The 22949-nt window shown below is 69.9% G+C and carries 15 protein-coding genes and 1 pseudogene; 15 read left to right on the forward strand and 1 reads right to left on the reverse strand.

The genetic code is table 11. The annotated features are described in order from the left end of the window. From AC6EH9_RS03915 to AC6EH9_RS03975, 13 genes are all read left to right on the forward strand, one after another. Positions 1 to 828, forward strand: coding sequence for an MlaE family ABC transporter permease (locus tag AC6EH9_RS03915; RefSeq protein WP_498420758.1), 828 nt, complete (start codon positions 1 to 3; stop codon positions 826 to 828). 7 nt (positions 829 to 835) lie between these two features. Continuing rightward, on the forward strand, positions 836 to 2122 hold the full coding sequence (locus AC6EH9_RS03920; protein ID WP_498420761.1) for an MCE family protein: 1287 nt from the start codon (positions 836 to 838) through the stop codon (positions 2120 to 2122). Continuing rightward, complete coding sequence (locus tag AC6EH9_RS03925) at positions 2119 to 3153, forward strand: MCE family protein (protein WP_498420764.1); 1035 nt, start codon at positions 2119 to 2121, stop codon at positions 3151 to 3153. Before AC6EH9_RS03920 ends, AC6EH9_RS03925 begins: the two co-directional genes overlap by 4 nt. Then, positions 3150 to 4112: an MCE family protein gene (locus AC6EH9_RS03930; RefSeq protein WP_498420766.1), complete on the forward strand. Its 963-nt coding sequence runs from the start codon at positions 3150 to 3152 to the stop codon at positions 4110 to 4112. The genes AC6EH9_RS03925 and AC6EH9_RS03930 overlap by 4 nt, the downstream gene beginning before the upstream one ends. Before the next feature lies 1 nt (position 4113). Then, positions 4114 to 5250 (forward strand): MCE family protein, encoded by a 1137-nt coding sequence (locus AC6EH9_RS03935; protein WP_498420768.1) that lies wholly within the window; start codon positions 4114 to 4116, stop codon positions 5248 to 5250. Further along, entirely contained in the window at positions 5247 to 6758 is a 1512-nt protein-coding gene (locus AC6EH9_RS03940) for an MCE family protein (protein ID WP_498420771.1), read from the forward strand. The genes AC6EH9_RS03935 and AC6EH9_RS03940 overlap by 4 nt, the downstream gene beginning before the upstream one ends. Next, complete coding sequence (locus AC6EH9_RS03945) at positions 6755 to 8056, forward strand: MCE family protein (protein ID WP_498420773.1); 1302 nt, start codon at positions 6755 to 6757, stop codon at positions 8054 to 8056. Before AC6EH9_RS03940 ends, AC6EH9_RS03945 begins: the two co-directional genes overlap by 4 nt. Further along, positions 8053 to 8655, forward strand: a complete 603-nt coding sequence (locus AC6EH9_RS03950; RefSeq protein WP_498420775.1) for a hypothetical protein — start codon at positions 8053 to 8055, stop codon at positions 8653 to 8655. Before AC6EH9_RS03945 ends, AC6EH9_RS03950 begins: the two co-directional genes overlap by 4 nt. Then, positions 8655 to 9638, forward strand: a complete 984-nt coding sequence (locus tag AC6EH9_RS03955) for a J domain-containing protein (protein ID WP_498420777.1) — start codon at positions 8655 to 8657, stop codon at positions 9636 to 9638. The genes AC6EH9_RS03950 and AC6EH9_RS03955 overlap by 1 nt, the downstream gene beginning before the upstream one ends. A 260-nt stretch (positions 9639 to 9898) precedes the next feature. Beyond that, positions 9899 to 13363, forward strand: coding sequence for a DNA-directed RNA polymerase subunit beta (rpoB, locus tag AC6EH9_RS03960; RefSeq protein WP_498420779.1), 3465 nt, complete (start codon positions 9899 to 9901; stop codon positions 13361 to 13363). Between the two features lie 86 nt (positions 13364 to 13449). Next, positions 13450 to 17325 (forward strand): DNA-directed RNA polymerase subunit beta', encoded by a 3876-nt coding sequence (locus AC6EH9_RS03965; RefSeq protein WP_498420781.1) that lies wholly within the window; start codon positions 13450 to 13452, stop codon positions 17323 to 17325. Positions 17326 to 17463: 138 nt separating this feature from the next. Then, a complete protein-coding gene (locus tag AC6EH9_RS03970) occupies positions 17464 to 18705 on the forward strand; it encodes a geranylgeranyl reductase family protein (RefSeq protein WP_498420783.1) in 1242 nt (413 codons plus the stop codon). A gap of 40 nt (positions 18706 to 18745) precedes the next feature. Continuing rightward, a complete protein-coding gene (locus AC6EH9_RS03975; protein WP_498420785.1) occupies positions 18746 to 19600 on the forward strand; it encodes a lysophospholipid acyltransferase family protein in 855 nt (284 codons plus the stop codon). A gap of 89 nt (positions 19601 to 19689) precedes the next feature. Here AC6EH9_RS03975 and AC6EH9_RS03980 read toward each other — a convergent pair. Continuing rightward, positions 19690 to 20640: pseudogene (locus AC6EH9_RS03980) on the reverse strand (acyltransferase family protein); the annotation flags it as partial. Here AC6EH9_RS03980 and AC6EH9_RS03985 point away from each other — a divergent pair. Together AC6EH9_RS03985 and AC6EH9_RS03990 are read left to right on the forward strand one after the other, a co-directional pair. Then, on the forward strand, positions 20639 to 21538 hold the full coding sequence (locus AC6EH9_RS03985; RefSeq protein ID WP_498420787.1) for an NUDIX hydrolase: 900 nt from the start codon (positions 20639 to 20641) through the stop codon (positions 21536 to 21538). The pseudogene AC6EH9_RS03980 and the gene AC6EH9_RS03985 overlap by 2 nt on opposite strands. A 79-nt stretch (positions 21539 to 21617) precedes the next feature. Next, complete coding sequence (locus tag AC6EH9_RS03990) at positions 21618 to 22880, forward strand: hydroxyacid-oxoacid transhydrogenase (RefSeq protein ID WP_498420789.1); 1263 nt, start codon at positions 21618 to 21620, stop codon at positions 22878 to 22880. Positions 22881 to 22949 lie beyond the last annotated feature (69 nt).

Below are 22949 nucleotides of genomic sequence, written 5' to 3' on the forward strand. Positions count from 1 at the left end.
ATGTCCTCCATCAAGGCCGTCTACGAGCGGCCCATGAAGATGCTCGACAAGCTCGGTGAGGAGCTTGCCTTCTACGTGCGCGCCCTCTCCTGGGCCCCGCGCACCGTGCGCCGCTACAAGAAGGAGATCCTGCGCATCCTGGCCGAGATCACCCTCGGCTCCGGAGCGCTCGCCGTGATCGGCGGCACCGTCGGGGTGATCGCCGCGATGTCCTTCTTCACCGGCACCGAGGTGGGGCTCCAGGGCTACGCGGCGCTCAACCAGATCGGCACCGCGGCCCTGTCCGGGTTCGTCTCCGCCTACTTCAACACCCGCGAGATCGCGCCCCTGGTGGCCGGCATCGCGCTCGCCGCGACGGTCGGCTGCGGCTTCACCGCGCAGCTCGGCGCGATGAGGATCTCCGAGGAGATCGACGCCCTGGAGGTGATGGCGATCCCGTCGCTGCCCTTCCTGGTGACGACCCGGATCATCGCCGGGCTGATCGCGATCGTGCCGCTCTACGTCGTGGGCCTGTTCTCGTCGTACTTCGCGACCCGGCTGACCGTGACCGCGTTCTACGGGCAGAGCACCGGCACCTACGACCACTACTTCAACCTGTTCCTGCCACCGGGAGACGTGCTGTGGTCCTTCGGCAAGGTGCTGGTCTTCGCGGTCGTGGTGATCCTGATCCACTGCTACCACGGCTACAACGCCTCGGGCGGTCCGGCCGGGGTGGGCGTGGCCGTGGGGCGTGCGGTGCGTACCAGCATCGTGGCGATCAACGTCATCGACCTCTTCCTCTCGATGGCCATCTGGGGCGCCTCGACGACCGTGAGATTGGCGGGGTGAGGCGGCGATGAAGACGCTGAAGCTCAAGACCCTCGGCGTGGTCTTCCTGTGCCTGCTGCTCACCGGCGTCTGGCTGACCTACGCGGTGTTCACCAAGAAGTTCACCGACTACGACAAGGTCACCCTGCAGACCAGCAGCATCGGCCTGCAGCTGCCCACCCGCGCGGACGTGAAGATCCGCGGCGTCATTGTCGGCGAGGTGCTGGCGTTCGAGTCGGTGAGCGACGGCGCCGAGATCACCCTGGGCCTCTACCCCGACCAGGTCGAGACCATCCCGGCCAACGTGACCGGCTCGATCGTCCCCAAGACCCTGTTCGGGGAGAAGTACGTCTCGCTCGAGGTGCCGCCGGAGCCGGCCGCGAAGGCGATCAGCGCCGGCGACACGATCACCCGCACCGAGGTGTCGATCGAGGTCGAAAAGGTGCTCTCCGACCTGAACCCGCTGCTGCGCACCGTGCAGCCGGCGGACCTGAACAAGACCCTCAACGCGCTGGCCACCGCGCTCGGCGGCCGCGGCGAGCAGATCGGCGAGAGCCTCGAGACCCTCGACGGCTACCTCACCAAGATCAACCCGGAGATCCCGGCCCTGGTCGAGGACCTGCGGCTCACCGCCCAGGTCTCCGACCTCTACGCCGGCGTGGTGCCGGAGATCGCCGAGATCCTGCGCAACACGATCAAGACCACCGGGACGCTGGAGGACCGTGAGAAGGAGGTGCAGACGCTGTTCGCCGACGTCTCCTCCTTCGCCGACACCGCCGACGCGTTCCTCGAGGAGAACGGCGACAACCTGATCCGCCTCGGCGAGGTGGGTGCGCCGGTGACCCGGGTGCTGGCCAAGTACGCGCCGCAGTACCCGTGCCTCACCGAGGGCATCGTCGGCGCCGGCAAGCGCCAGGCGGAGGCGTTCCGCGGCTTCACCCTGCACATCAACCTCGAGCTGCTCCCCAACCAGCCCCGGGGGTACAACATGAACGACAAGCCTCGCTTCGGCGCCAAGAACGGGCCCTACTGCGGCCAGCTGCCCGAGCCGTCGTACTCGCAGGCGAACCCCTTCAACGACATCCCCAACTTCGACGATGGGGTCGACGAGCCCACCGGCAAGGGCACGATGCGCACCCAGCCCGGCTTCGGGAGCCAGGGCACGCCGGGCGTGTACGCCGGCAGCCCGGCCGAGGCGGGCCTGCTCAAGTCGCTGCTCGCGCCGGCGCTCGGCACCGGGGTGCGCGACGTCCCGGACCTCGGTGTGCTGCTGCTCGGCCCGATGGCCCGCGGGAAGCAGGTGAGTCTGCGATGAAGATGCTCGACCGGACCACCGCCTCGGCCGGCGCCAAGCTGCTGGTGTTCATCGTGATCACCACGCTCGCCACCGGCCTGCTGGCCATCGTGATCGGCAACATCAGCTTCGGGGACAAGCGCGAGTACAAGGCCGTGTTCGTCGACGCGACCGGCGTGGTCAAGGGCGACGACGTGCGGGTCGCGGGTGTGAAGGTCGGCACCGTCGACGACATCGACATCGTCGACCGCACCCGGGCCCGGGTCACCTTCAGCGTGGACGCGGGCAGCCCGGTCACCGACGCCACCAACGTCGCCATCCGCTACCGCAACCTGGTCGGCCAGCGCTACCTCGCCCTGACCACCGAGGTCGGCGACACCAAGCCCCTCGAGGAGGGGGCGACGATCCCGGCCGCGAAGACCACCCCGGCGCTCGACCTCACCGTCCTGTTCAACGGCTTCAAGCCGCTGTTCCAGGCGCTCTCGCCCTCGGACATCAACAAGCTCTCCTACGAGATCGTCCAGGTCTTCCAGGGCGAGGGCGGCACGCTCGAGAGCCTGCTGGGGCACACCGCCTCGGTCACCTCGACCATCGCCGGACGCGACGAGCTGATCGGGGACCTCATCGACAACCTCAACACGGTGCTGGTCACGGTCGGCGACCGCGACGACCAGCTCTCCAAGCTGATCGTCAACTTCCGCCAGCTCGTGCGCGGGCTCAAGAACGACAGGAAGGCGATCCTCGGGTCGCTGGAGGGCATCTCGGACCTGTCGGTGGAGACCGCCGACCTGGTGTCGGGGATCCGCAAGCCCTTCGTCGACGACGTCCGCGGCCTGCGCCGCCTGGCCGGCAACCTCGACCGGGGCAAGGGCGAGATCGACCGGGCCCTGCAGGTCCTGCCGCTCAAGCTCGAGAAGGTGGGGCGCACCGCGACGTACGGCTCCTGGTTCAACTTCTACCTGTGCTCCTTCAAGGCGCGAGTGAACCTCCCGCTGAACGTGAGCCTTCCGGTCAACTACGACGTCGGGTCCTCAAGGTGTGATCTCGGATGATCCCGTTTCGCGAGCGCAACCCCGTCATCGTCGGCGCGATCAGCCTGGCGATGCTGGTGGCCATCCTGGTCGCGGCCTTCCGGGCCGGTGACCTGCCGATCGTGGGCGGCGGCGACATCTACCACGCGTCCTTCGCCGAGTCCGGCGGGCTCAAGGCCGACGACGAGGTCCGCATCGCCGGGGTCCGGGTCGGCAAGGTCGAGAAGGTCGAGCTGGTCGACGACCGCGTGCGGGTGCGGTTCCGCGTCGAGAAGGGCGCCGACTTCGGCACCGAGACTCGGGCGGCGATCAAGGTCAAGACCCTGCTCGGGGCGATGTATCTGTCCCTCGAGCCGGCCGGCGGCGGCCAGCTCGACACCGACGACGAGATCCCGTTGGCGCGCACCAGCTCGCCCTACGACGTGATCGACGCGTTCGAGGGGCTCGGCGAGACCACGGGCGACATCGACACCGGCCAGCTGGCCGCGTCGCTGACCACGCTCTCGGAGCTGACCCGCAACACCCCGCAGGAGTTCCAGGCCGCGCTCAAGGGCGTCTCCGCGCTGTCGTCGAACATCGCGGCGCGCGACCGGCAGATCAACACGCTGCTGAAGAACCTGGAGAAGGTCAGCACCACCCTCGACGAGCGCGACCAGGACATCGTCTCGCTGATGCGCGACTCCGAGGTGCTCTTCCGTGCCGTGGTGCGCCGACGTGCCGCGGTGCACCGGCTGCTGGTCTCCACCAGCACCCTCTCGCGCGAGCTGACCGCGATCGTCCGGGAGAGCCGGGCCGACCTGAAGCCCGCCCTGACCAGTCTCGAGAGCGTCGTGAAGGTGCTGAACAAGAACGAGGACAACCTCGACAACAGCCTGCGGCTGATGGCGCCCTTCTACCGTGTCTTCGCGAACACGCTGGGCTCCGGCCCGTGGTTCGACACCTACATCCAGAACATCCCGCCGCTCCCGGAGGTGGGCTGAGATGAACCAGGTCAAGAAGCTGCTCGTCCCGGGGATCGTGCTGATCCTGGTCGTCGCCGCCGGCATCGCCATGTTCGGCGGCGAGGAGCGCAAGTACCTCACCGCGCACTTCCCGCGCACGGTGTCGGTCTACGAGGGCAGCGACGTGCGGGTGCTCGGCGTGCCGGTCGGCGAGGTGGAATCGGTGACGCCCTCGGGCACCGACGTCGAGGTGCGGATCGCCTACGACGCCGACGTCAAGGTGCCGGTGGACGCCAAGGCCCTGATCGTGGCGCCGGCGATCGTGGGGGACCGCTACATCCAGCTGGCCCCGGTCTACAAGAAGGGCGAGGTGCTCGCCGACGACGCGGAGCTGAGCACCGAGCAGACGAGCATGCCGCTCGAGCTCGACCAGATCTACCAGAGCATCGACGACCTGACCGTCGCCCTGGGGCCGACCGGAGCCAACAAGGACGGCGCCCTCTCGGACCTGCTCACCACGACCGCGGCGAACTTCGGGGGCCAGGGCGCTGCGCTCAACCAGACGATCAAGGACTTCGGGAAGTTCAGCGGCACGCTGGACGACAACAAGGAGGAGCTCTTCGGCGCCGCCGAGAAGCTCGAGTCGTTCCTCAAGACCCTGGCCGACAACGACGAGACGGTCCGCGACTTCAACACCTCGGTCGCCGACGTCTCCGAGCTGCTCTCCGGCGAGCGACGCGAGCTCTCCTCCGCCCTGCGCAACCTCTCGGTGGCGATGGAGACGGTCTCCACGTTCGTCAAGGACAACCGCCAGCTGCTGGGGCGCAACATCAAGGGGCTGAACCGGGTCTCCAAGGTGCTGGTCAAGCAGCGCGGCGCGCTGGAGCAGATCCTCGACGTCGCCCCGCTCGCGCTCAACAACCTCGCGCTGACCTACAACCCGCAGTCGGGCACGCTCGACACCCGGGCCAACCTGGGCGAGATCCTCAACCAGGTGCGCAACGACCCCGGTGTCCTGCTGTGCGGGCTGGTCAACCAGATCGACACGAAGGGCCGCATCTGCGACCTGATCAGCACGATCCTGCCGCGCTCCGCGGCGTTCGGACAGGGCGGTGTGGCGAGCTCCGCGGAGCGCTTCGACGCCACGCTCGCAGGCTTGGTGGAGGGACGCCGATGACCCGCACGACTCTCCCGCGACGCGCACGCCTCTCCGCGCTGCGCTCGGCGGTGCTGGTGCTGTTCACCACCCTGCTGCTCTCCGCCTGCGACTTCAGCATCTACCAGATGCCGCTGCCCGGTGGCGCCGACACCGGCGACGACCCGATGACGCTGAGCGTGGAGTTCCACGACGTGCTCGACCTGGTGCCGCAGTCGACGGTGAAGGTCAACGACGTCAACGTCGGCATGGTGAAGCAGATCGACCTCGACGGCCAGACCGCCGTGGTTGAGCTCGAGATCCGTGGCGACACCGAGCTGCCCGCCAACGCGGTGGCCGAGATCCGCCAGACCAGCCTGCTGGGGGAGAAGTTCGTCCAGCTGGCCGCGCCCGAGGAGGGGGGCAGCGACGAGCCCCTCGCGGAGGGGGCCCGGATCCCGCTGGAGCGCTCCGGTCGCAACCCCGAGGTCGAGGAGGTGCTCTCCGCGCTCAGCCTCGTCCTCAACGGTGGCGGCATCGCCCAGGTGAAGACCATCGCGAACGAGCTGAACCTCGCGCTGGAGGGCCGGGAGGGCACGGCCCGGTCGGTGCTGCGCCAGGCCAACACCCTGGTCACCACCCTGGACGAGAACCGCGACGACATCGTCGACGCGATCGACTCCCTCAACGACCTCTCCAAGTCGGTCAACGCCCAGGAGCGCACGATCGAGCGGACGCTCGACGAGCTGCCCTCGGCGGTGGCCTCACTGGACACCCAGCGCGACGACCTGATCAAGGCGCTGCGTGCGCTGAACCGCCTCAGCAGCACCGGCGTCCGGGTGATCAAGGCGTCCAAGAACGCCACGATCACCACGCTGCGCCAGCTCACTCCGGTGATCAACAAGCTCGCCGAGAGCGGCGACCACCTGGTCAACTCCGTCCAGGTCCTCCTGACCTACCCGTTCGTGGACGAGGTCATCGGCCGGGACCCGCAGGTGGCCCGCAACCTGCACATGGGCGACTACACCAACCTCTCGCTCCAGCTCGACCTCAACCTCGACGGCACGGCCGTCACGGTCCCCGGTCTGCCGGAGGAGGTCTGCGTGCCGTTCCACCTGATCGACGACAACCTGGCCGACCTCGACCTCACCGAGCTCTGCAACGGTGCGCGCGAGCGGCTCAGCGCCTGCCTCAACGACCTCGTCGACGGCACGCCCGACCTGGCCGGCTGCGGCCGGTTCCTGACCGGCACGCTCAAGGACCTCACGAACGTCGTGTGCGCCACCCCGCTGGGGCTGCTGGCCGGCGCGCTGTGCCCCAAGCGCCCCCGTGGCGGCGCTGCCGGCGCCGGCGGTGGAAGCAGCGGGGAGGGCGGCAGCGGCAGCGGCCTGCTCGGCGGCCTCGGCGCGCTGCTCGGCCTCAACCGGGCGCCGCTGGGGCAGAGCCCCCAGCCGCCCACCAGCGGAACTGGAGCCACGATGGGTGAGCTGATGCAGACCTACGACCCGGACCTCGTCTCGCTGATGGTGCGCGGGACGGTGATCCGATGATCACCCGTCGCACCAAGGTGCAGCTGGTCATCTTCGTGGTGATCACGCTCGTCGGGGTGAGCTTCGTCGGAGCGCGCTACGCCCGCCTGGACCGGCTGCTCTTCGACGACGCCTACACGGTCGTCGCGCACTTCGGCGAGTCCGGCGGCATCTTCGCCGGCGCCGAGGTCTCCTACCGCGGTGTGCGCATCGGCGAGGTCGAGAAGATGGTGCTCACCGAGGACGGCGTCGACGTCCACCTGGGCATCGACAACGACCACGACGAGATCCCGGCCGAGACGCTGGCCGTGGTCGGCAACCGCTCCGCGGTCGGTGAGCAGTACGTCGAGCTCCAGCCGGAGGTCGACGACGGGCCGTTCCTCGAGAACGACTCCGAGATCCCGGCCGAGATGACGCGCACCCCGATCGCCACGCAGACCCTGCTGACCGACCTGTCCAACACGGTCAACTCCGTGGACCGCGACGACCTGCAGACCGTGGTGCGCGAGCTCGGCGTCGCCTTCGACGGCACCGGCGAGGACCTGCAGCAGATCATCGACACCAGCACCTCCTTCATCGACACCGCCGACGCCAACTTCGAGCTCACCACGGACCTGATCCGCGACAGCAACACGGTGCTGAGCACCCAGCTCGACTCCGCCGACTCGATCCGCTCGTTCGCCCGGGACCTGAGCCTGTTCACCGGCGCGCTGGCCGGCTCCGACGAGGACCTGCGCTCGGTGATCGACAACGGCAGCGCCACGGCCAACCAGCTGCGCCGGTTCCTCGAGGACAACGAGGTCGACCTGGCGTCGCTGATCAACAACCTGGTCACCACCGGCGACATCGTCCTCCAGCGCCTCGACGGCATCGAGCAGCTCCTGGCGATCTACCCCTACGTGGTGGAGGGCGGCTTCACGGTCGTCGCCAAGGACCCGCGCACCCAGCTCTACGACGCCCACTTCGGGCTGGTGCTGACGACCACGCCCGAGGTCTGCCACGAGGGCTACGAGGTCACCGACACCCGGCCTCCGCAGAACCTCGAGAACCGGCCGATGGTGATGAACGCCCAGTGCACCGAGCCCCCCTCGAAGACCAACTCCCGCGGCGCCTCGCAGGTCCCGCGCGCGGGGGCCGACTACGGCGCACCGATCGTGGCCGAGGTCGACGCCGCGACGGGTCGGGTCCGCTGGCAGGACGCTGCCGAGACGGCGGAGGAGGGCACTGCCACCAGCCCCGGTACGTTGGCCCCCCGAAGTCTTGGAGAGGAGTCGTGGAAGTGGTTGCTGCTTCGCCCGCTGACGCAGACGCGGAAGTGACCGACACCCGACCCGACCCCGATCCCGCGGGTGAGGAGGCGTCCCCCGAGACGCCGCTCGCGCCCCGGCCCGGCCGACTGCGGCGGGCCCTGCTCCCGGTCCTCGCGCTGGCCGTGCTGCTCGCCGGTGCGGCGCTGGCGTGGACGCTGGTGCGCGCCGACGGCGAGGGCGGCGTGCAGCGCACCCGCGACGAGGTGATGGCCCAAGCCGAGCAGTTCGTGCTCCGCGTCAACAACTTCGGCCCCGAGGACCTCGACAAGCAGGGCAAGCTGAGCGAGTACCAGGCGCTGGTCGAGGAGGTGATCACGCCGAAGCTCCAGGAGTCCTTCGCCGAGGGCGTCCCGATGAACGAGACGCGCGTGGCCCAGCTCGGCGAGACCAACATCGGCGACGTCTACGCGACGGGCGTCTCCAAGCTCGACGACGACTCCGCGACCGTGCTGGTCGCCGGGGGAGTGCGGGTCACCTACGACCCGCCGGCCGGCACCAAGCGCAAGGGGGTGCCGACGTCCTTCCAGTTCCGGATCCAGGCCGAGCTGGTCAAGGTCGACGGCACGTGGCTCGTCGACGAGTACACCCCCCTGGCCCAGGAGTCGTGATGCGAGCCAACTGGTACGACCTCCTCGACGTCGACCCGGGCGCGTCCCCGGCCGAGGTCAAGGCGGCCTGGAAGGCCGCGATCGCCGACCTCGACCCCACCGACCGCCGGTTCCGGGTGTTCAACCAGGCCGCCGAGGTGCTGCTCGACGACGAGCGTCGCGCGACGTACGACGCCGAGCTGGCCGCCGAGGCGGCCGAGGTCGAGGCCGAGGAGCCCGGGCCCGCGCCGGAGCCCGACACCACCCCGGAGCCCGAGAGCGCGGTGCCTGAGCCGCTGCAGCCCGACGAGGCGCCGGAGAAGGAGCGAGCGCCGGAGCAGGACGAGGCCGAGCCGGGGGAGGACTCCGAGAAGGTCTCCCTGGACAAGCCGGTCAGCGACGACGCGAGCGCCGCCACGGACTCGTCGACCCGCCGTCCCGCACCCGTGCTGCTGCTGGTCGCGCTCGGCGTGCTCGCCGTCGCGCTGGCCGCCGGCGCGGTCGCCGTGCACCTGTTCCGCCCGTCCACCGACGCGGTGGAGAAGGCGGCCGAGGAGGCCGAGCGGGCTGCTCAGCAGGCTGCCACCATCGTCTTCGCCTACGACCACACCCGGATGGCCGCGGACCGGGAGGCGGCCTCGGCGCTGCTGACCGGGGACTACCGCAAGGACTACCAGGAGCTGTTCTCGCTGCTCGAGGAGAACGCTCCGCGGCTGGGGATCAAGGTCGATGTGGAGTTCATCTCATCGGGCGTGGTGCGCAACGGCTCCGGGGACGAGGCCGACGACCGGGTGCAGGTCTTCGTCGCCTTCGACCAGCTGACCACCGACAAGCAGCGCACCGAGCCGGCCCGCACCGCGGCGTACGCCACGTTGACGATGGAGAAGGTCGACGGCGACTGGCTCGTCGCCGACGTCCAGGGCCCGCCGGTCGAGGAGGCGCCCGAGGCGGACTCCCCGGCGGCGCCGAGCGACGGTGGCGGCGACACGCCGGAGCAGGACTAGGCGGGAGCGGGCGCGACTGACCCGGCCTGTCCCCAACACGGGACGGTTGCGCTTGACCTTGGCCGCTGCGACGTCCAAGATGATCGCCATGGTCGCGACGCTCGTCGTCGCTTGACCCCCGCGATGGGTTGTCGCGCGCCCGCGGCTGCGCTAGTCTTCTTCTTTGCGCCCGCTCTCAAATACTCTTCGGCCTGCCCGGTGGCCGGTTTGTGGTGGGCCGGCGCCACACAACCTTCAGCGATCCCTTCGAAGGAAATCTCTTGGCCGCGCGCACCAACGCTGGTAACTCCCGTCGAATCTCTTTCGCAAAGATCAGCGAGCCTCTCGAGGTTCCACAGCTCCTCTCCCTGCAGACCGACAGCTTCGACTGGCTGGTCGGCAACGACAAGTGGCAGGCCGTCGTCGAGCGTCGCCTCGCCGCCGGGGAGGACGTGTCCCGCAAGTCGGGGCTGACCGAGATCTTCGAGGAGATCTCGCCGATCGAGGACTTCTCCGAGACGATGTCCCTGTCGTTCGAGAACCCGGTCTTCTACGACCCGAAGTACACCGTCGACGAGTGCAAGGAGAAGGACTTCACCTACTCCGCTCCGCTGTACGTCTCGGCGGAGTTCACCAACAACGACACCGGTGAGATCAAGGGCCAGACGGTCTTCATGGGCGACTTCCCCCTGATGACCGACAAGGGCACCTTCGTCATCAACGGCACCGAGCGCGTCGTGGTCTCCCAGCTGGTGCGCTCCCCGGGCGTCTACTTCGAGCGCTCGGCCGACAAGACGTCCGACAAGGACATCTACACCGCCAAGCTGATCCCCTCGCGTGGCGCGTGGCTGGAGTTCGAGATCGACAAGCGCGACCTCGTCGGCGTCCGTCTCGACCGCAAGCGCAAGCAGAACGTCACGGTGCTGCTCAAGGCCCTCGGCTGGACCAACGAGCAGATCCGCGAGGAGTTCGGCGAGTACGAGTCGATGATGCTGACCCTGGAGAAGGACCACACCCAGGGCCAGGACGACGCGCTGCTCGACATCTACCGCAAGCTGCGCCCGGGCGAACCGCCCACGCGTGAGGCGGCGCAGACGCTGCTGAACAACTACTACTTCAACCCCAAGCGCTACGACCTCGCCAAGGTCGGTCGCTACAAGATCAACAAGAAGCTCGGGCTGACCGAGGCCTTCGACCAGCAGACGCTGACCGTCGACGACATCGTCGCCGCGATCAAGTACATCGTCGCGCTGCACGACGGCCGCGAGCAGATGGACTCGCCCCAGGGCGAGCTCAGCGTCTCCTCCGACGACATCGACCACTTCGGCAACCGTCGCATGCGCACGGTCGGCGAGCTGATCCAGAACCAGCTCCGCACCGGCCTGGCCCGGATGGAGCGGGTGGTCCGCGAGCGGATGACGACCCAGGACGTCGAGGCGATCACGCCGCAGTCGCTGATCAACATCCGACCCGTGGTGGCGGCGCTGAAGGAGTTCTTCGGCACCTCCCAGCTGTCGCAGTTCATGGACCAGACCAACCCCATCGCGGGCCTGACGCACAAGCGTCGCCTCTCCGCGCTGGGTCCGGGTGGTCTCTCCCGTGACCGCGCCGGCATGGAGGTCCGCGACGTCCACCCGTCGCACTACGGCCGGATGTGCCCGATCGAGACGCCGGAAGGCCCGAACATCGGCCTGATCGGCTCGCTGGCCTCCTACGGCCGGATCAACCCGTTCGGCTTCGTGGAGACGCCGTACCGCAAGGTCGTCGACGGTCAGGTCACCGACCAGATCGACTACCTCACCGCCGACGACGAGGACCGCTACGTCATCGCGCAGGCCAACGCCGTCCTCGACGACGACCTGCGCTTCGTCGAGGAGCGGGTGCTGGTGCGCCAGCGCGACGGCGAGGTCTCGGAGATCCTGGCCGGCGAGGTCGACTACATGGACGTCTCGCCGCGCCAGATGGTGTCGGTCGCGACCGCGCTGATCCCCTTCCTCGAGCACGACGACGCGAACCGCGCGCTGATGGGCGCCAACATGCAGCGTCAGGCCGTGCCGCTGGTGGTCAGCGACTCGCCGATCGTCGGCACCGGCATGGAGTTCCGCGCCGCCGTCGACGCCGGTGACGTGGTCACCGCGGAGAAGGCCGGCGTCGTCAAGGACGTCTCGGCCGACGCGGTCGAGACCATGAACGACGACGGGACCTACCAGACCTACCGGCTGGCCAAGTTCCGCCGCTCCAACCAGGGCACCTGCATCAACCAGCGTCCGCTGGTCAGCGAGGGCGACCGGCTCGAGGTCGGTACGCCGATCGCCGACGGCCCCTGCACCGACCAGGGCGAGATGGCGCTGGGCACCAACCTGCTGGTCGCCTTCATGCCGTGGAACGGTCACAACTACGAGGACGCGATCATCCTCAGCCAGCGCCTGGTGCAGGAGGACGTCCTCACCTCGATCCACATCGAGGAGCACGAGGTCGACGCCCGCGACACCAAGCTCGGCCCCGAGGAGATCACCCGGGACATCCCGAACGTCTCCGAGGAGATGCTGGCCGACCTCGACGAGCGCGGCATCATCCGCATCGGCGCCGAGGTCACCACCGGTGACATCCTGGTCGGCAAGGTGACGCCCAAGGGCGAGACCGAGCTGACGCCGGAGGAGCGGCTGCTGCGCGCGATCTTCGGTGAGAAGGCGCGCGAGGTGCGCGACACCTCGATGAAGGTGCCGCACGGTGAGTCCGGCACGGTCATCGGCGTGCGGGTCTTCGACCGCGAGGACGGCGACGAGCTGCCCCCGGGCGTCAACCAGCTGGTCCGCGTCTACGTCGCGCAGAAGCGCAAGATCTCGGTGGGCGACAAGCTCGCCGGTCGCCACGGCAACAAGGGCGTCATCGCCAAGATCCTGCCGATCGAGGATATGCCGTTCATGGAGGACGGCACCCCGGTCGACGTGATCCTGAACCCGCTGGGCGTCCCGCGACGGATGAACATCGGCCAGATCCTCGAGCTGCACCTCGGCTGGCTGGCCAAGCAGGGCTGGGACCTCAACCTGCACGCCGACCCGGCCGACGCCGAGTGGAAGCAGCGCCTGATCAAGATCCACGCCGAGTCCGCGGAGCCCAACTCCAAGGTCGCGACGCCGGTCTTCGACGGTGCCCGCGAGGACGAGATCACCGGCCTGCTCGGCTCCACGCTGCCCAACCGTGACGGCGTGCGGATGATCGGCGAGAAGGGCAAGGCCGACCTGTTCGACGGCCGGTCCGGCGAGCCGTTCCCCGAGCCCGTCTCGGTCGGCTACATGTACATCCTGAAGCTGCACCACCTGGTGGACGACAAGATCCACGCCCGCAGCACCGGCCCCTACTCGATGATCACGCAGCAGCCCCTGGGCGGTAAGGCCCAGTTCGGTGGCCAGCGGTTCGGCGAGATGGAGGTCTGGGCGATGGAGGCGTACGGCGCCGCCTACGCCCTGCAGGAGCTGCTGACGATCAAGTCCGACGACGTCCCCGGACGCGTCAAGGTCTACGAGGCGATCGTCAAGGGCGAGAACATCCCCGACTCGGGCATCCCCGAGTCGTTCAAGGTGCTCGTCAAGGAGATGCAGTCGCTGTGCCTCAACGTGGAGGTGCTGTCCCAGGACGGCACCGCCATCGAGATGCGCGACGCGGAGGAAGACGTCTTCCGCGCCGCCGAGGAGCTCGGGATCGACCTGTCGCGTCGCGAGCCCAGCTCGGTTGAAGAAGTCTGAGTGACGCGGGAGGCGCACCCACCGGTGCGCCTCCCGGCCCTCGGTCCACACATTTTTCAAGAATCAAACGAAGGACAGCAGCCACCGTGCTCGATGTGAACTTCTTCGACCAGCTTCAGATCGGCCTGGCCACCGCGGACGACATCCGCACGTGGAGCCACGGCGAGGTCAAGAAGCCGGAAACCATCAACTACCGCACGCTGAAGCCCGAGCGTGACGGCCTCTTCTGCGAGAAGATCTTCGGTCCCACCCGGGACTGGGAGTGCTACTGCGGCAAGTACAAGCGCGTGCGCTTCAAGGGCATCATCTGCGAGCGCTGCGGCGTCGAGGTGACCCGCTCCAAGGTGCGCCGTGAGCGGATGGGCCACATCGAGCTCGCCGCCCCGGTCACCCACATCTGGTACTTCAAGGGTGTCCCGAGCCGGCTGGGCTACCTGCTCGACCTGGCGCCGAAGGACCTCGAGAAGGTCATCTACTTCGCGGCCTACATGATCACCTCGGTCGACGAGGACGCGCGTCACCGCGACCTGTCCTCGCTCGAGGGCAAGGTGCAGCTGGAGCGCGAGCGTCTCGAGAAGCGTCGCGACACCTCCATCGAGGACCGCGCCCGCAAGCTCGAGGAGGACCTCGCCACCCTCGAGGCCGAGGGTGCCAAGGCCGACGCGCGCCGCAAGGTCAAGGACGGCGCCGAGCGGGAGATGAAGCAGCTGCGCGACCGCGCCCAGCGCGAGATCGACCGCCTCGACGAGGTGTGGAGCCAGTTCAAGTCGCTCAAGGTCCAGGACCTGATGGGCGACGAGATGCTCTACCGCGAGATGAAGACCTGGTTCGGCAAGTACTTCGAGGGCCACATGGGCGCGATGGCGATCCAGAAGCGCCTGCAGGACTTCGACGTCGAGGCCGAGGTCGAGTCGCTGCGCGAGACCATCGCCACCGGCAAGGGCCAGAAGAAGGTCCGCGCCCTCAAGCGCCTCAAGGTCGTCGACGCGTTCCGCAAGACCGGCAACCAGCCGCAGGGCATGGTCCTCGACGCCGTCCCGGTGATCCCGCCGGACCTGCGCCCGATGGTCCAGCTCGACGGTGGCCGCTTCGCCACCTCGGACCTCAACGACCTCTACCGTCGCGTGATCAACCGGAACAACCGCCTCAAGCGGCTGCTCGACCTGGGCGCTCCGGAGATCATCGTCAACAACGAGAAGCGGATGCTGCAGGAGGCCGTCGACTCGCTGTTCGACAACGGCCGCCGTGGCCGTCCCGTCACCGGCCCGGGCAACCGGCCGCTGAAGTCGCTGTCCGACATGCTCAAGGGCAAGCAGGGTCGCTTCCGCCAGAACCTGCTCGGCAAGCGCGTGGACTACTCCGGTCGCTCGGTGATCGTGTCGGGTCCGCAGCTGAAGCTGCACCAGTGCGGTCTGCCCAAGCAGATGGCGCTGGAGCTCTTCAAGCCGTTCGTGATGAAGCGGCTCGTCGACCTGTCGCACGCGCAGAACATCAAGTCCGCCAAGCGGATGGTCGAGCGCGCCCGCCCGGTCGTGTGGGACGTCCTCGAAGAGGTCATCACCGAGCACCCCGTGCTGCTCAACCGTGCGCCCACCCTGCACCGTCTCGGCATCCAGGCCTTCGAGCCCCAGCTGATCGAGGGCAAGGCCATCCAGATCCACCCGCTCGTCTGCTCGGCGTTCAACGCCGACTTCGACGGCGACCAGATGGCGGTGCACCTGCCGCTGTCCGCCGAGGCCCAGGCCGAGGCGCGGATCCTGATGCTGTCGACGAACAACATCCTCAAGCCGTCCGACGGCCGCCCCGTGACCATGCCCACCCAGGACATGATCATCGGCCTGTTCTTCCTCACCACCGACCGGACCGGCGAGCCGGGCGAGGGCCGCGGCTTCTCGACCCCCGCCGAGGCGATCATGGCTTTCGACCGCGGCGAGATCTCGCTGCAGAGCAAGGTCAAGATCCGCCTCGACGACGTCGTCCCGCCGCTGGGCCAGGGCGGCGACTGGGAGACCGGTCGCTCGTTCACCCTGGAGACCACGCTGGGCCGGGTCATCTTCAACGACACCCTGCCGGCCGACTACCCCTTCGTGAACTACGAGGTGGGCAAGAAGGCCCTGGGCGCGATCGTGAACGACCTCGCCGAGCGCTACACCAAGGTCGAGGTCGCGGCCTCGCTGGACGCGCTCAAGGACACCGGCTTCACCTGGGCCACCCGCTCCGGTGTGACGGTCTCGATCGACGACGTCACCACGCCCGACGACAAGAAGGCGATCCTGTCGGGCTACGAGGCGCAGGCCGCCAAGGTGCAGAAGCAGTTCGAGCGCGGTCTGGTCACCGACGAGGAGCGCCGCCAGGAGCTCATCGAGATCTGGACCCAGGCCTCGGCCGAGGTCGGTAAGGCGATGGAGGCGAACTTCGACCGCGCCAACCCGATCTACATGATGGTCGACTCGGGTGCCTCCGGAAACATGAACCAGATCCGGCAGGTCGCGGCCATGCGTGGTCTGGTGGCCAACCCGAAGGGCGAGATCATCCCGCGCCCGATCAAGTCGAACTTCCGTGAGGGCCTGACCGTCCTCGAGTACTTCATCGCCACCCACGGTGCCCGTAAGGGCCTCGCCGACACCGCGCTGCGCACCGCCGACTCGGGCTACCTGACCCGTCGTCTGGTGGACGTCTCGCAGGACGTCATCATCCGTGAGGACGACTGTGGCACCGAGCGCGGTCTGCCCAAGCGGATCGGCGAGCGCACCGCGGACGGCAACGTGGTCAAGGCGGAGAACGCCGAGACCGCTGCCTACGCACGCTCGGCGGCCGTGGAGGTCGTCCACCCGGTGACCGGCGACGTGCTCGCCGCCGCCGGCGAGGACCTCGGCGACGTCAAGATCGGCGAGCTGATCGCCGCCGGCATCGAGATCGTCAAGGTCCGCTCGGTGCTGACCTGCTCGGCTCGCACCGGCACCTGCGCGAAGTGCTACGGCCGCTCGCTGGCCACCGGCAAGCTGGTCGACATCGGCGAGGCCGTCGGCATCATCGCGGCCCAGTCGATCGGTGAGCCCGGCACGCAGCTGACGATGCGTACCTTCCACACCGGTGGTGTGGCCTCGGCCGACGACATCACGCAGGGTCTGCCCCGCGTGGTCGAGCTCTTCGAGGCCCGCTCGCCCAAGGGTCGCTCGCCGATCGCCGAGGCCGCCGGCCGCGTGGAGATCGAGGAGACCGACAAGGCCCGCAAGGTCCTGGTCACCCCCGACGACGGCTCCGAGGTCCAGGAGTACCCGGTCTCGAAGCGCTCGCGCCTGATGGTCGAGGACGGCCAGCACATCGAGGTCGGCCAGATGCTCACGAACGGCACGCCCGACCCGCAGGACGTCCTGCGGATCCTCGGTGTGCGCCGTGCGCAGGAGCACCTGGTGGACGAGGTGCAGACCGTGTACCGCAGCCAGGGCGTGGCGATCCACGACAAGCACATCGAGATCATCGTGCGCCAGATGCTGCGTCGGGTCACGGTCATCGAGTCGGGCGACACGAACCTGCTGCCCTCCGACCTCGTCGACCGGGTGCGCTTCGAGGAGGAGAACCGCCGCGTGGTCTCCGAGGGCGGTCAGCCCGCCTCGGGTCGTCCGGTGCTGATGGGCATCACCAAGGCCTCGCTGGCGACCGAGTCGTGGCTGTCCGCGGCCTCCTTCCAGGAGACCACCCGCGTCCTCACCGACGCGGCGATCCACGGCCGCTCCGACTCGCTGCTGGGTCTGAAGGAGAACGTGATCATCGGAAAGCTGATCCCGGCGGGTACCGGTCTCGAGCGGTACAAGAACATCCGGGTGGAGCCCACCGAGGAGGCCCGCGCCGCGGCGTACTCCGTCACCGGCTACGACTCCTACGACTACGAGTTCGGCAACACCGCAGGCGGTGCTGCTGTCGCTCTGGACGACTTCGACTTCGGGTCCTACCAGAACTGACGCTCGTCGTCGGCACAGACGGCCTCGTCTCCCACGGGAGGCGGGGCCGTCTCGCATTTGCCGCGCTGAGCGGCTCACGGGCGGTCCTCGGCCGGGCCGGATTGCGGGGCTGATGGTGGCGCCTGTCAGAATTGGCCGGTGAGCACACTCCCCGCCCAGACTGATCTGCTGGTCGTCGGCGCCGGCCCGGCGGGCTCGGCGGCGGCCGCCTGGGCCGCCCGCAGCGGCCTCGACGTCCTGCTGGTGGACGCCGCGGTCTTCCCCCGTGACAAGACCTGCGGAGACGGGCTCACCCCCCGCGCGATCAGCGAGCTGGTCAAGCTCGGCCTGGAGGACTGGCTGCGCGCGCACACCGTGAACCAGGGCCTGCGCGCACACGGCTTCGGCCAGACGCTGCACCTGCCCTGGCCCGGCGGCACGCTGCCGGACTGGGGCTCCGCGGTGGCGCGCACCGAGCTCGACGACCACCTGCGCACGACCGCCATCAAGTCCGGCGCCGCAGCCGTCGACGGCGCCCGCGCGGTGGACGTGCGGATGGACGGCGACCGGGTGGCCGCGGTCGTGCTCGAGCACGAGGGCGAGCGCGTCGAGGTGGCCTGCCGGCGCCTGGTCGTGGCCGACGGCGTGCGCTCGCCGCTGGGCAAGATGCTGGGCCGGGTGTGGCACCGCGACACCGTGTACGGCGTGGCCGGGCGCTCCTACATCGCCTCGGCGCGCTCCGACGACCCGTGGATCAGCAGCCACCTCGAGCTGCGTGGCGAGGAGGGCGAGATCCTCTCCGGCTACGGCTGGATCTTCCCGCTCGGCACCGGTGAGGTGAACCTCGGCGTCGGCACGCTGGCGACCTCCAAGCGCCCGGCCAACGTGGCGCTGCGCCCGCTGATGAAGCACTACGCCGAGCAGCGCCGTGAGGAGTTCGAGCTCTCCGGCGACCTGCGCGCCCCGACCTCGGCGCTGCTGCCGATGGGCGGCGCCGTCTCGCACGTGGCCGGTCGCAACTGGGCGCTGATCGGCGACGCGGCGGGCTGCGTGAACCCGCTCAACGGCGAGGGCATCGATTACGGCCTGGAGAGCGGCCGGCTCCTGGTGGAGCTGCTCGACGGCGGCGTGGAGGACCTCTCCGTCGCCTGGCCTGCCCTCCTGCGCGAGCACTACGGTGAGGCGTTCTCGATCGCCCGCCGGCTTGCCGGCCTGGTCACCGTGCCGCGGCTGCTGCCCGCCCTCGGGCCGATCGGGATGCGTTCGGACGCGCTGATGACGCTGGCGCTGCGCTGGATGGGCAACCTGGTCACCGAGGAGGACCGGGACCGGGCCGCGCGGTTGTGGACGTGGGCCGGACGCCGCTCGCTGGCGCGCGACGCGCGCCCGCCGTTCACGTGAGCCGGCTCCGCGCCGGACTCGTCGCGGGCGCTGTGCCCGGGTGAGCACCGGTGCCTACCGGCTGACCGCCGCGCTGGGCCACACCCTGGTGCGTGGACTGGGGGTCCGGACCCGCTGGCAGGGGCTCGAGCACGTCGCGGCCTCCGGGCCGGTGCTGCTGGCGGCCACCCACGTGTCCTACCCCGACTTCGTGTTCATCGGCCAGGCGGCGCTGCAGCGTCGGCGCCACGTCCGGTTCATGGCCCGCCACGATGCCTGGGGCCACCCGGTGGCCGGGCGGGCGCTCTCCGCGATGCAGCACATCCCCGTGGACCGGCAGGCCCCCGCCGCGGCGTACCTGCGGGCACGCCGGATGCTGGGCGAGGGGGAGGCGGTCTGCGTCTTCCCCGAGGCGGGGATCTCCTACTCCTACACCGTCCGGCCGCTGATGCGCGGGGTGGCGTCGCTGGGCCGTGAGACCGGGGTGCCGGTGGTGCCCGTGGCGCTGTGGGGCAGCCAGCGCATCTACAGCGTCGGCCGCCCGGTCGCCGGCCGCGAGCCCGGCCCCGACTGGACGCGCGGCCGCCTGGTCGACGTGCGCTTCGGGGCGCCGATGGCCGTGGCGCCCACCCAGGACCTGACCGAGTTCACCCACCGGCTGGGGGCCCGGCTGACCGAGATGCTCGAGGATCTGCAGCGCCTGCCCGAGCACCGCCCGCGGCCCGGTGAGCACGCCCCGTGGCACCCCCACCACCTGGGCGGTCAGGCGCCGGATCGCCGCGAGGCGCTCGGCCTCGACGAGGTGCCCCGCTCGGCGGTGCTGCCGTCCTGGGGGCCGTCGCCGGAGGTCTTCTCCGAGGTCGCGGGACCGTCGCCGGCCCTGTCCTCGGTAGCTGAGGAGGCGTCCGCCGGGTGAGCCGAGCGCCGGCGGACGGCGCGCGCGAGGGTGTTCACCGGGTCGACGAGGGGGGTCAGCACCCGCGCGACCGGTTCCCAGGCGATCAGGCAGGCCAGCGCGATGCCGAGCACGATGGTGATCAGCACCTGGGCGAGCGGGTCGGCGGGCAGCCACTCGTCGTAGCCGGCGTAGGTCGCCCCCTTCACCGCGAACCCGTGCAGCAGGTAGACCACCATGCTGTAGCGGCCGGCGTCGGTCAGCCAGAAGCGTCCGTGCGGGATCAGCGTGAGCACGCCGAAGGCGCTGACGATGCCGATCAGCAGGAGCAGGCCCCGGTCGGCGAAGGCGCCGGGCAGCGTCGCGCCCAGGTCGTCGTACGACGAGCGCTGGTAGAGCCACTCCGTGCTGATCCAGTCGTCGGTGCGCCCCGCCAGCCACCACAGGCCGAGCACCGTGAGCCCGCCCACCACCCAGGCCCCGCGGCGGCGTACCTGCTTGAGCTCCCAGCCGGTCAGGTGCAGCCCGAGCACGTAGAACGGGAGCAGGGCCAGCGCCCGGTTCAGGTCGAGGACGTCGAGCGAGACCAAGGGGGCGAGCAGGCTGATCACCAGTGAGATCGGGATCGCCACCCAGTGCCGCTTGAGCAGCGGGGTGGCCAGGCGCCAGACCATCAGCACCGCCAGGTACCACATCGGCCAGTGCGGATCGAGCCAGAGCCGCTCCAGCGGCTCCTCGCCTCCCGCCTCCCGGCGGAACAGCGCGAAGAGTCCCTCGAAGACCAGGTAGGGCACCAACAGCGTGGTGACCAGGGAGCGGAAGTGCCGGCGGGTCCACTCGAAGCTGCGGGAGAGGTACCCGGTGATCAGCACGAACGCCGGGATGTGCACGTAGTAGATCGCGTCGTAGACGCGACCCGACAGGTCACTGGTCGGGATCAGGACCAGGGCGTGACCGACCACGACGGCGGTCACCAAGAGCATCTTGGCGTTGTCGAGCCAGGGGTCACGAGGCTTGACGGGCACGGCCCCAAGGTACCCAGGAGATAGGTTGGGACACATGGGGAACCTTCCACGCCGGCAGCGCGTCGCGGCCTACGCCGTCATCGTGCGCCGTGGTCGGATCCTGCTCTCGCGCCTCGCGCCGCACATCTCCGCCGACGAGCTCTGGACGCTGCCCGGCGGTGGCATCGACCACGGCGAGGACCCGCGCGACGCGGTGGTGCGCGAGATCTACGAGGAGACCGGGCTGCACGCCCGCGTCGGCGACCAGGCGCGGGTCTACTCGGCCCACCTGCCCGGCGCCTGGCGGGACGGCAGGCGTGTCGACGCCCATGCGCTGCGGATCGTCTACGAGGGGTGGGTGCCGGTGGACGCCCCCGCGCCGCGGGTGGTGGAGGTCGACGGCTCCACCGTGGAGGCGGCCTGGCAGCCGGTGGCCGGGGTGCTCGACGGGACCGTGCCGGTGGTGCCGATGGTGCTCGAGGCGCTCGCCGACCACAGTCCCTCGCGCCACCAGCGGGTCGCGGCGTACGCGCTGGTGCGCCGCGCCGAGCCGGTGCCGGCCGTGCTGCTGACGCGGCTCTCCGCGCGGGCCGCCCACCCCGGCGCCTGGACCCTGCCCGGCGGTGGCATCGAGCACGGCGAGCCGCCGGCGAAGGCGCTGGCTCGCGAGGTGAGCGAGGAGTGCGGCGTGGAGTGCACGGTCGGCGCGCTGCTTGACGTGCACGACGTGCACTTCACCGGCACCGCGCCCTCGGGTCGCACGGAGGACTTCCACGGGGTGCACCTGATCTACACCGCGACGGTGCCCGAGGGGGAGGAGCCGCGGGTGAGCGAGGTCGACGGCACCACCGACCGGGTGGCCTGGGTGCCGCTGAGCGAGCTCGGGCGTCCGGGCTGGCCGGTGCTCGACGTCGTCGTGCACGCCCTCGAGGCAGCGGCGAGCCAGCAGGGCTGAGCGCACAACGCTCGAGCCCGCGCGAGACGCCCGCTCCGGCCTCGCCGCCAACGGGCGCCGCCATGGCTATCGTGACGCCATGCGCGAGACGGTGTTCACCTATGCGGCGCCCGCCCTGAAGTTCGGCCCCGGCGCCTCCAGCGAGATCGGCTACGACCTGACCCAGTACGGCGCGCGACGCGCGCTGCTGGTCACCGACGCGGGGGTGGCCGCCACCGGCCACCCGGCCCGGATCGCCGAGGAGATCACCGGCTTCGGCGTGGAGGTGACCACCTACGACCGGGCGCACGTCGAGCCCACCGACGAGTCGCTGGACGAGGCCATCGCGTTCGCCCGCGACGCCGGTCCCTTCGACGCGATCGTCGCGGTCGGTGGCGGCAGCGCCATCGACACCGCCAAGGCGGTGAACCTGCTGACCACCAACCCCGGCGAGCTGATGGACTACATCAACGCGCCCGTCGGCAAGGCCCGCGCGCCCGAGCACCCGCTGCTGCCCCTGGTCGCGGTGCCCACCACGACCGGCACCGGCAGCGAGAGCACCACGATCTGCGTGCTCGACGTGCTCGCCCTGCACGTGAAGACCGGCATCAGCCACCCCCGGCTGCGCCCGACGCTGGCGGTCGTCGACCCGCGGCTGACGATGTCGCAGCCCACGATGGTGACGGCCGCCTCGGGGATGGACATCCTGTGCCACGCCCTGGAGAGCTGGACGGCGCAGTGGTACGCCGACTTCGACGCCAAGCGGCCCGAGCAGCGGGTGCCCTACTGCGGCGCCAACCCGGTGGCCGACATGTGGGCCGAGAAGTCGCTGCGCCTGCTGGCCGGGGCGTTCCGCACCGCCGTGCGCGACGGCGACGACGCCCCCGCGCGCGAGCAGATGGCGCTGGCGGCGACGTTCGCGGGCCTCGGCTTCGGCAACGCCGGCGTGCACATCCCGCACGCCAACGCCTACCCGATCGCCGGCCGGGTGCGCGACTACCGCCCCGCGGGCTACCCGCAGGACGAGGCGATGGTGCCGCACGGGATGGCGGTCTCGCTGACGGCTCCCGCCGCGTTCGCATTCACCTTCGAGGCGGACCCGGCCCGGCACCTGGCCGCGGCCCGGCTGCTGGACCCCGACGTCGCCGAGGACGGTGCCGACACCCTGCCCGGGGTGCTGCGTGCGCTGATGCGCGACATCGGCATCCCCAACGGTCTCACCGAGGTCGGCTACTGCGAGAGCGACGTCGACGCGCTGGTGGAGGGCGCCCTCAAGCAGCAGCGGCTGCTGGCCACCGCGCCCCGACCCGTCACCGGCGAGGACCTGGCCGGCGTCTTCCGGGGCTCGATGCAGCACTGGTGAGCCCGCGGGCGTGGACGTGGCCGCCCTCCCGGGCGTGGGAGGATGGGCGCGGCCGATCCGGGCCGCGAG

The sequence above is a fragment of the Nocardioides sp. Z21_20 genome, from assembly GCF_059766585.1.

What these genes read in the sequence shown, in the direction of transcription:
- AC6EH9_RS03915 (WP_498420758.1), top strand. Translation starts at nt 1, where the DNA reads ATGTCCTCCATCAAGGCCGTCTACGAGCGGCCCATGAAGATGCTCGAC.
- AC6EH9_RS03920 (WP_498420761.1), top strand. Translation starts at nt 836, where the DNA reads ATGAAGACGCTGAAGCTCAAGACCCTCGGCGTGGTCTTCCTGTGCCTG.
- AC6EH9_RS03925 (WP_498420764.1), top strand. Translation starts at nt 2,119, where the DNA reads ATGAAGATGCTCGACCGGACCACCGCCTCGGCCGGCGCCAAGCTGCTG.
- AC6EH9_RS03930 (WP_498420766.1), top strand. Translation starts at nt 3,150, where the DNA reads ATGATCCCGTTTCGCGAGCGCAACCCCGTCATCGTCGGCGCGATCAGC.
- AC6EH9_RS03935 (WP_498420768.1), top strand. Translation starts at nt 4,114, where the DNA reads ATGAACCAGGTCAAGAAGCTGCTCGTCCCGGGGATCGTGCTGATCCTG.
- AC6EH9_RS03940 (WP_498420771.1), top strand. Translation starts at nt 5,247, where the DNA reads ATGACCCGCACGACTCTCCCGCGACGCGCACGCCTCTCCGCGCTGCGC.
- AC6EH9_RS03945 (WP_498420773.1), top strand. Translation starts at nt 6,755, where the DNA reads ATGATCACCCGTCGCACCAAGGTGCAGCTGGTCATCTTCGTGGTGATC.
- AC6EH9_RS03955 (WP_498420777.1), top strand. Translation starts at nt 8,655, where the DNA reads ATGCGAGCCAACTGGTACGACCTCCTCGACGTCGACCCGGGCGCGTCC.
- AC6EH9_RS03985 (WP_498420787.1), top strand. Translation starts at nt 20,639, where the DNA reads ATGGGGAACCTTCCACGCCGGCAGCGCGTCGCGGCCTACGCCGTCATC.
- AC6EH9_RS03990 (WP_498420789.1), top strand. Translation starts at nt 21,618, where the DNA reads ATGCGCGAGACGGTGTTCACCTATGCGGCGCCCGCCCTGAAGTTCGGC.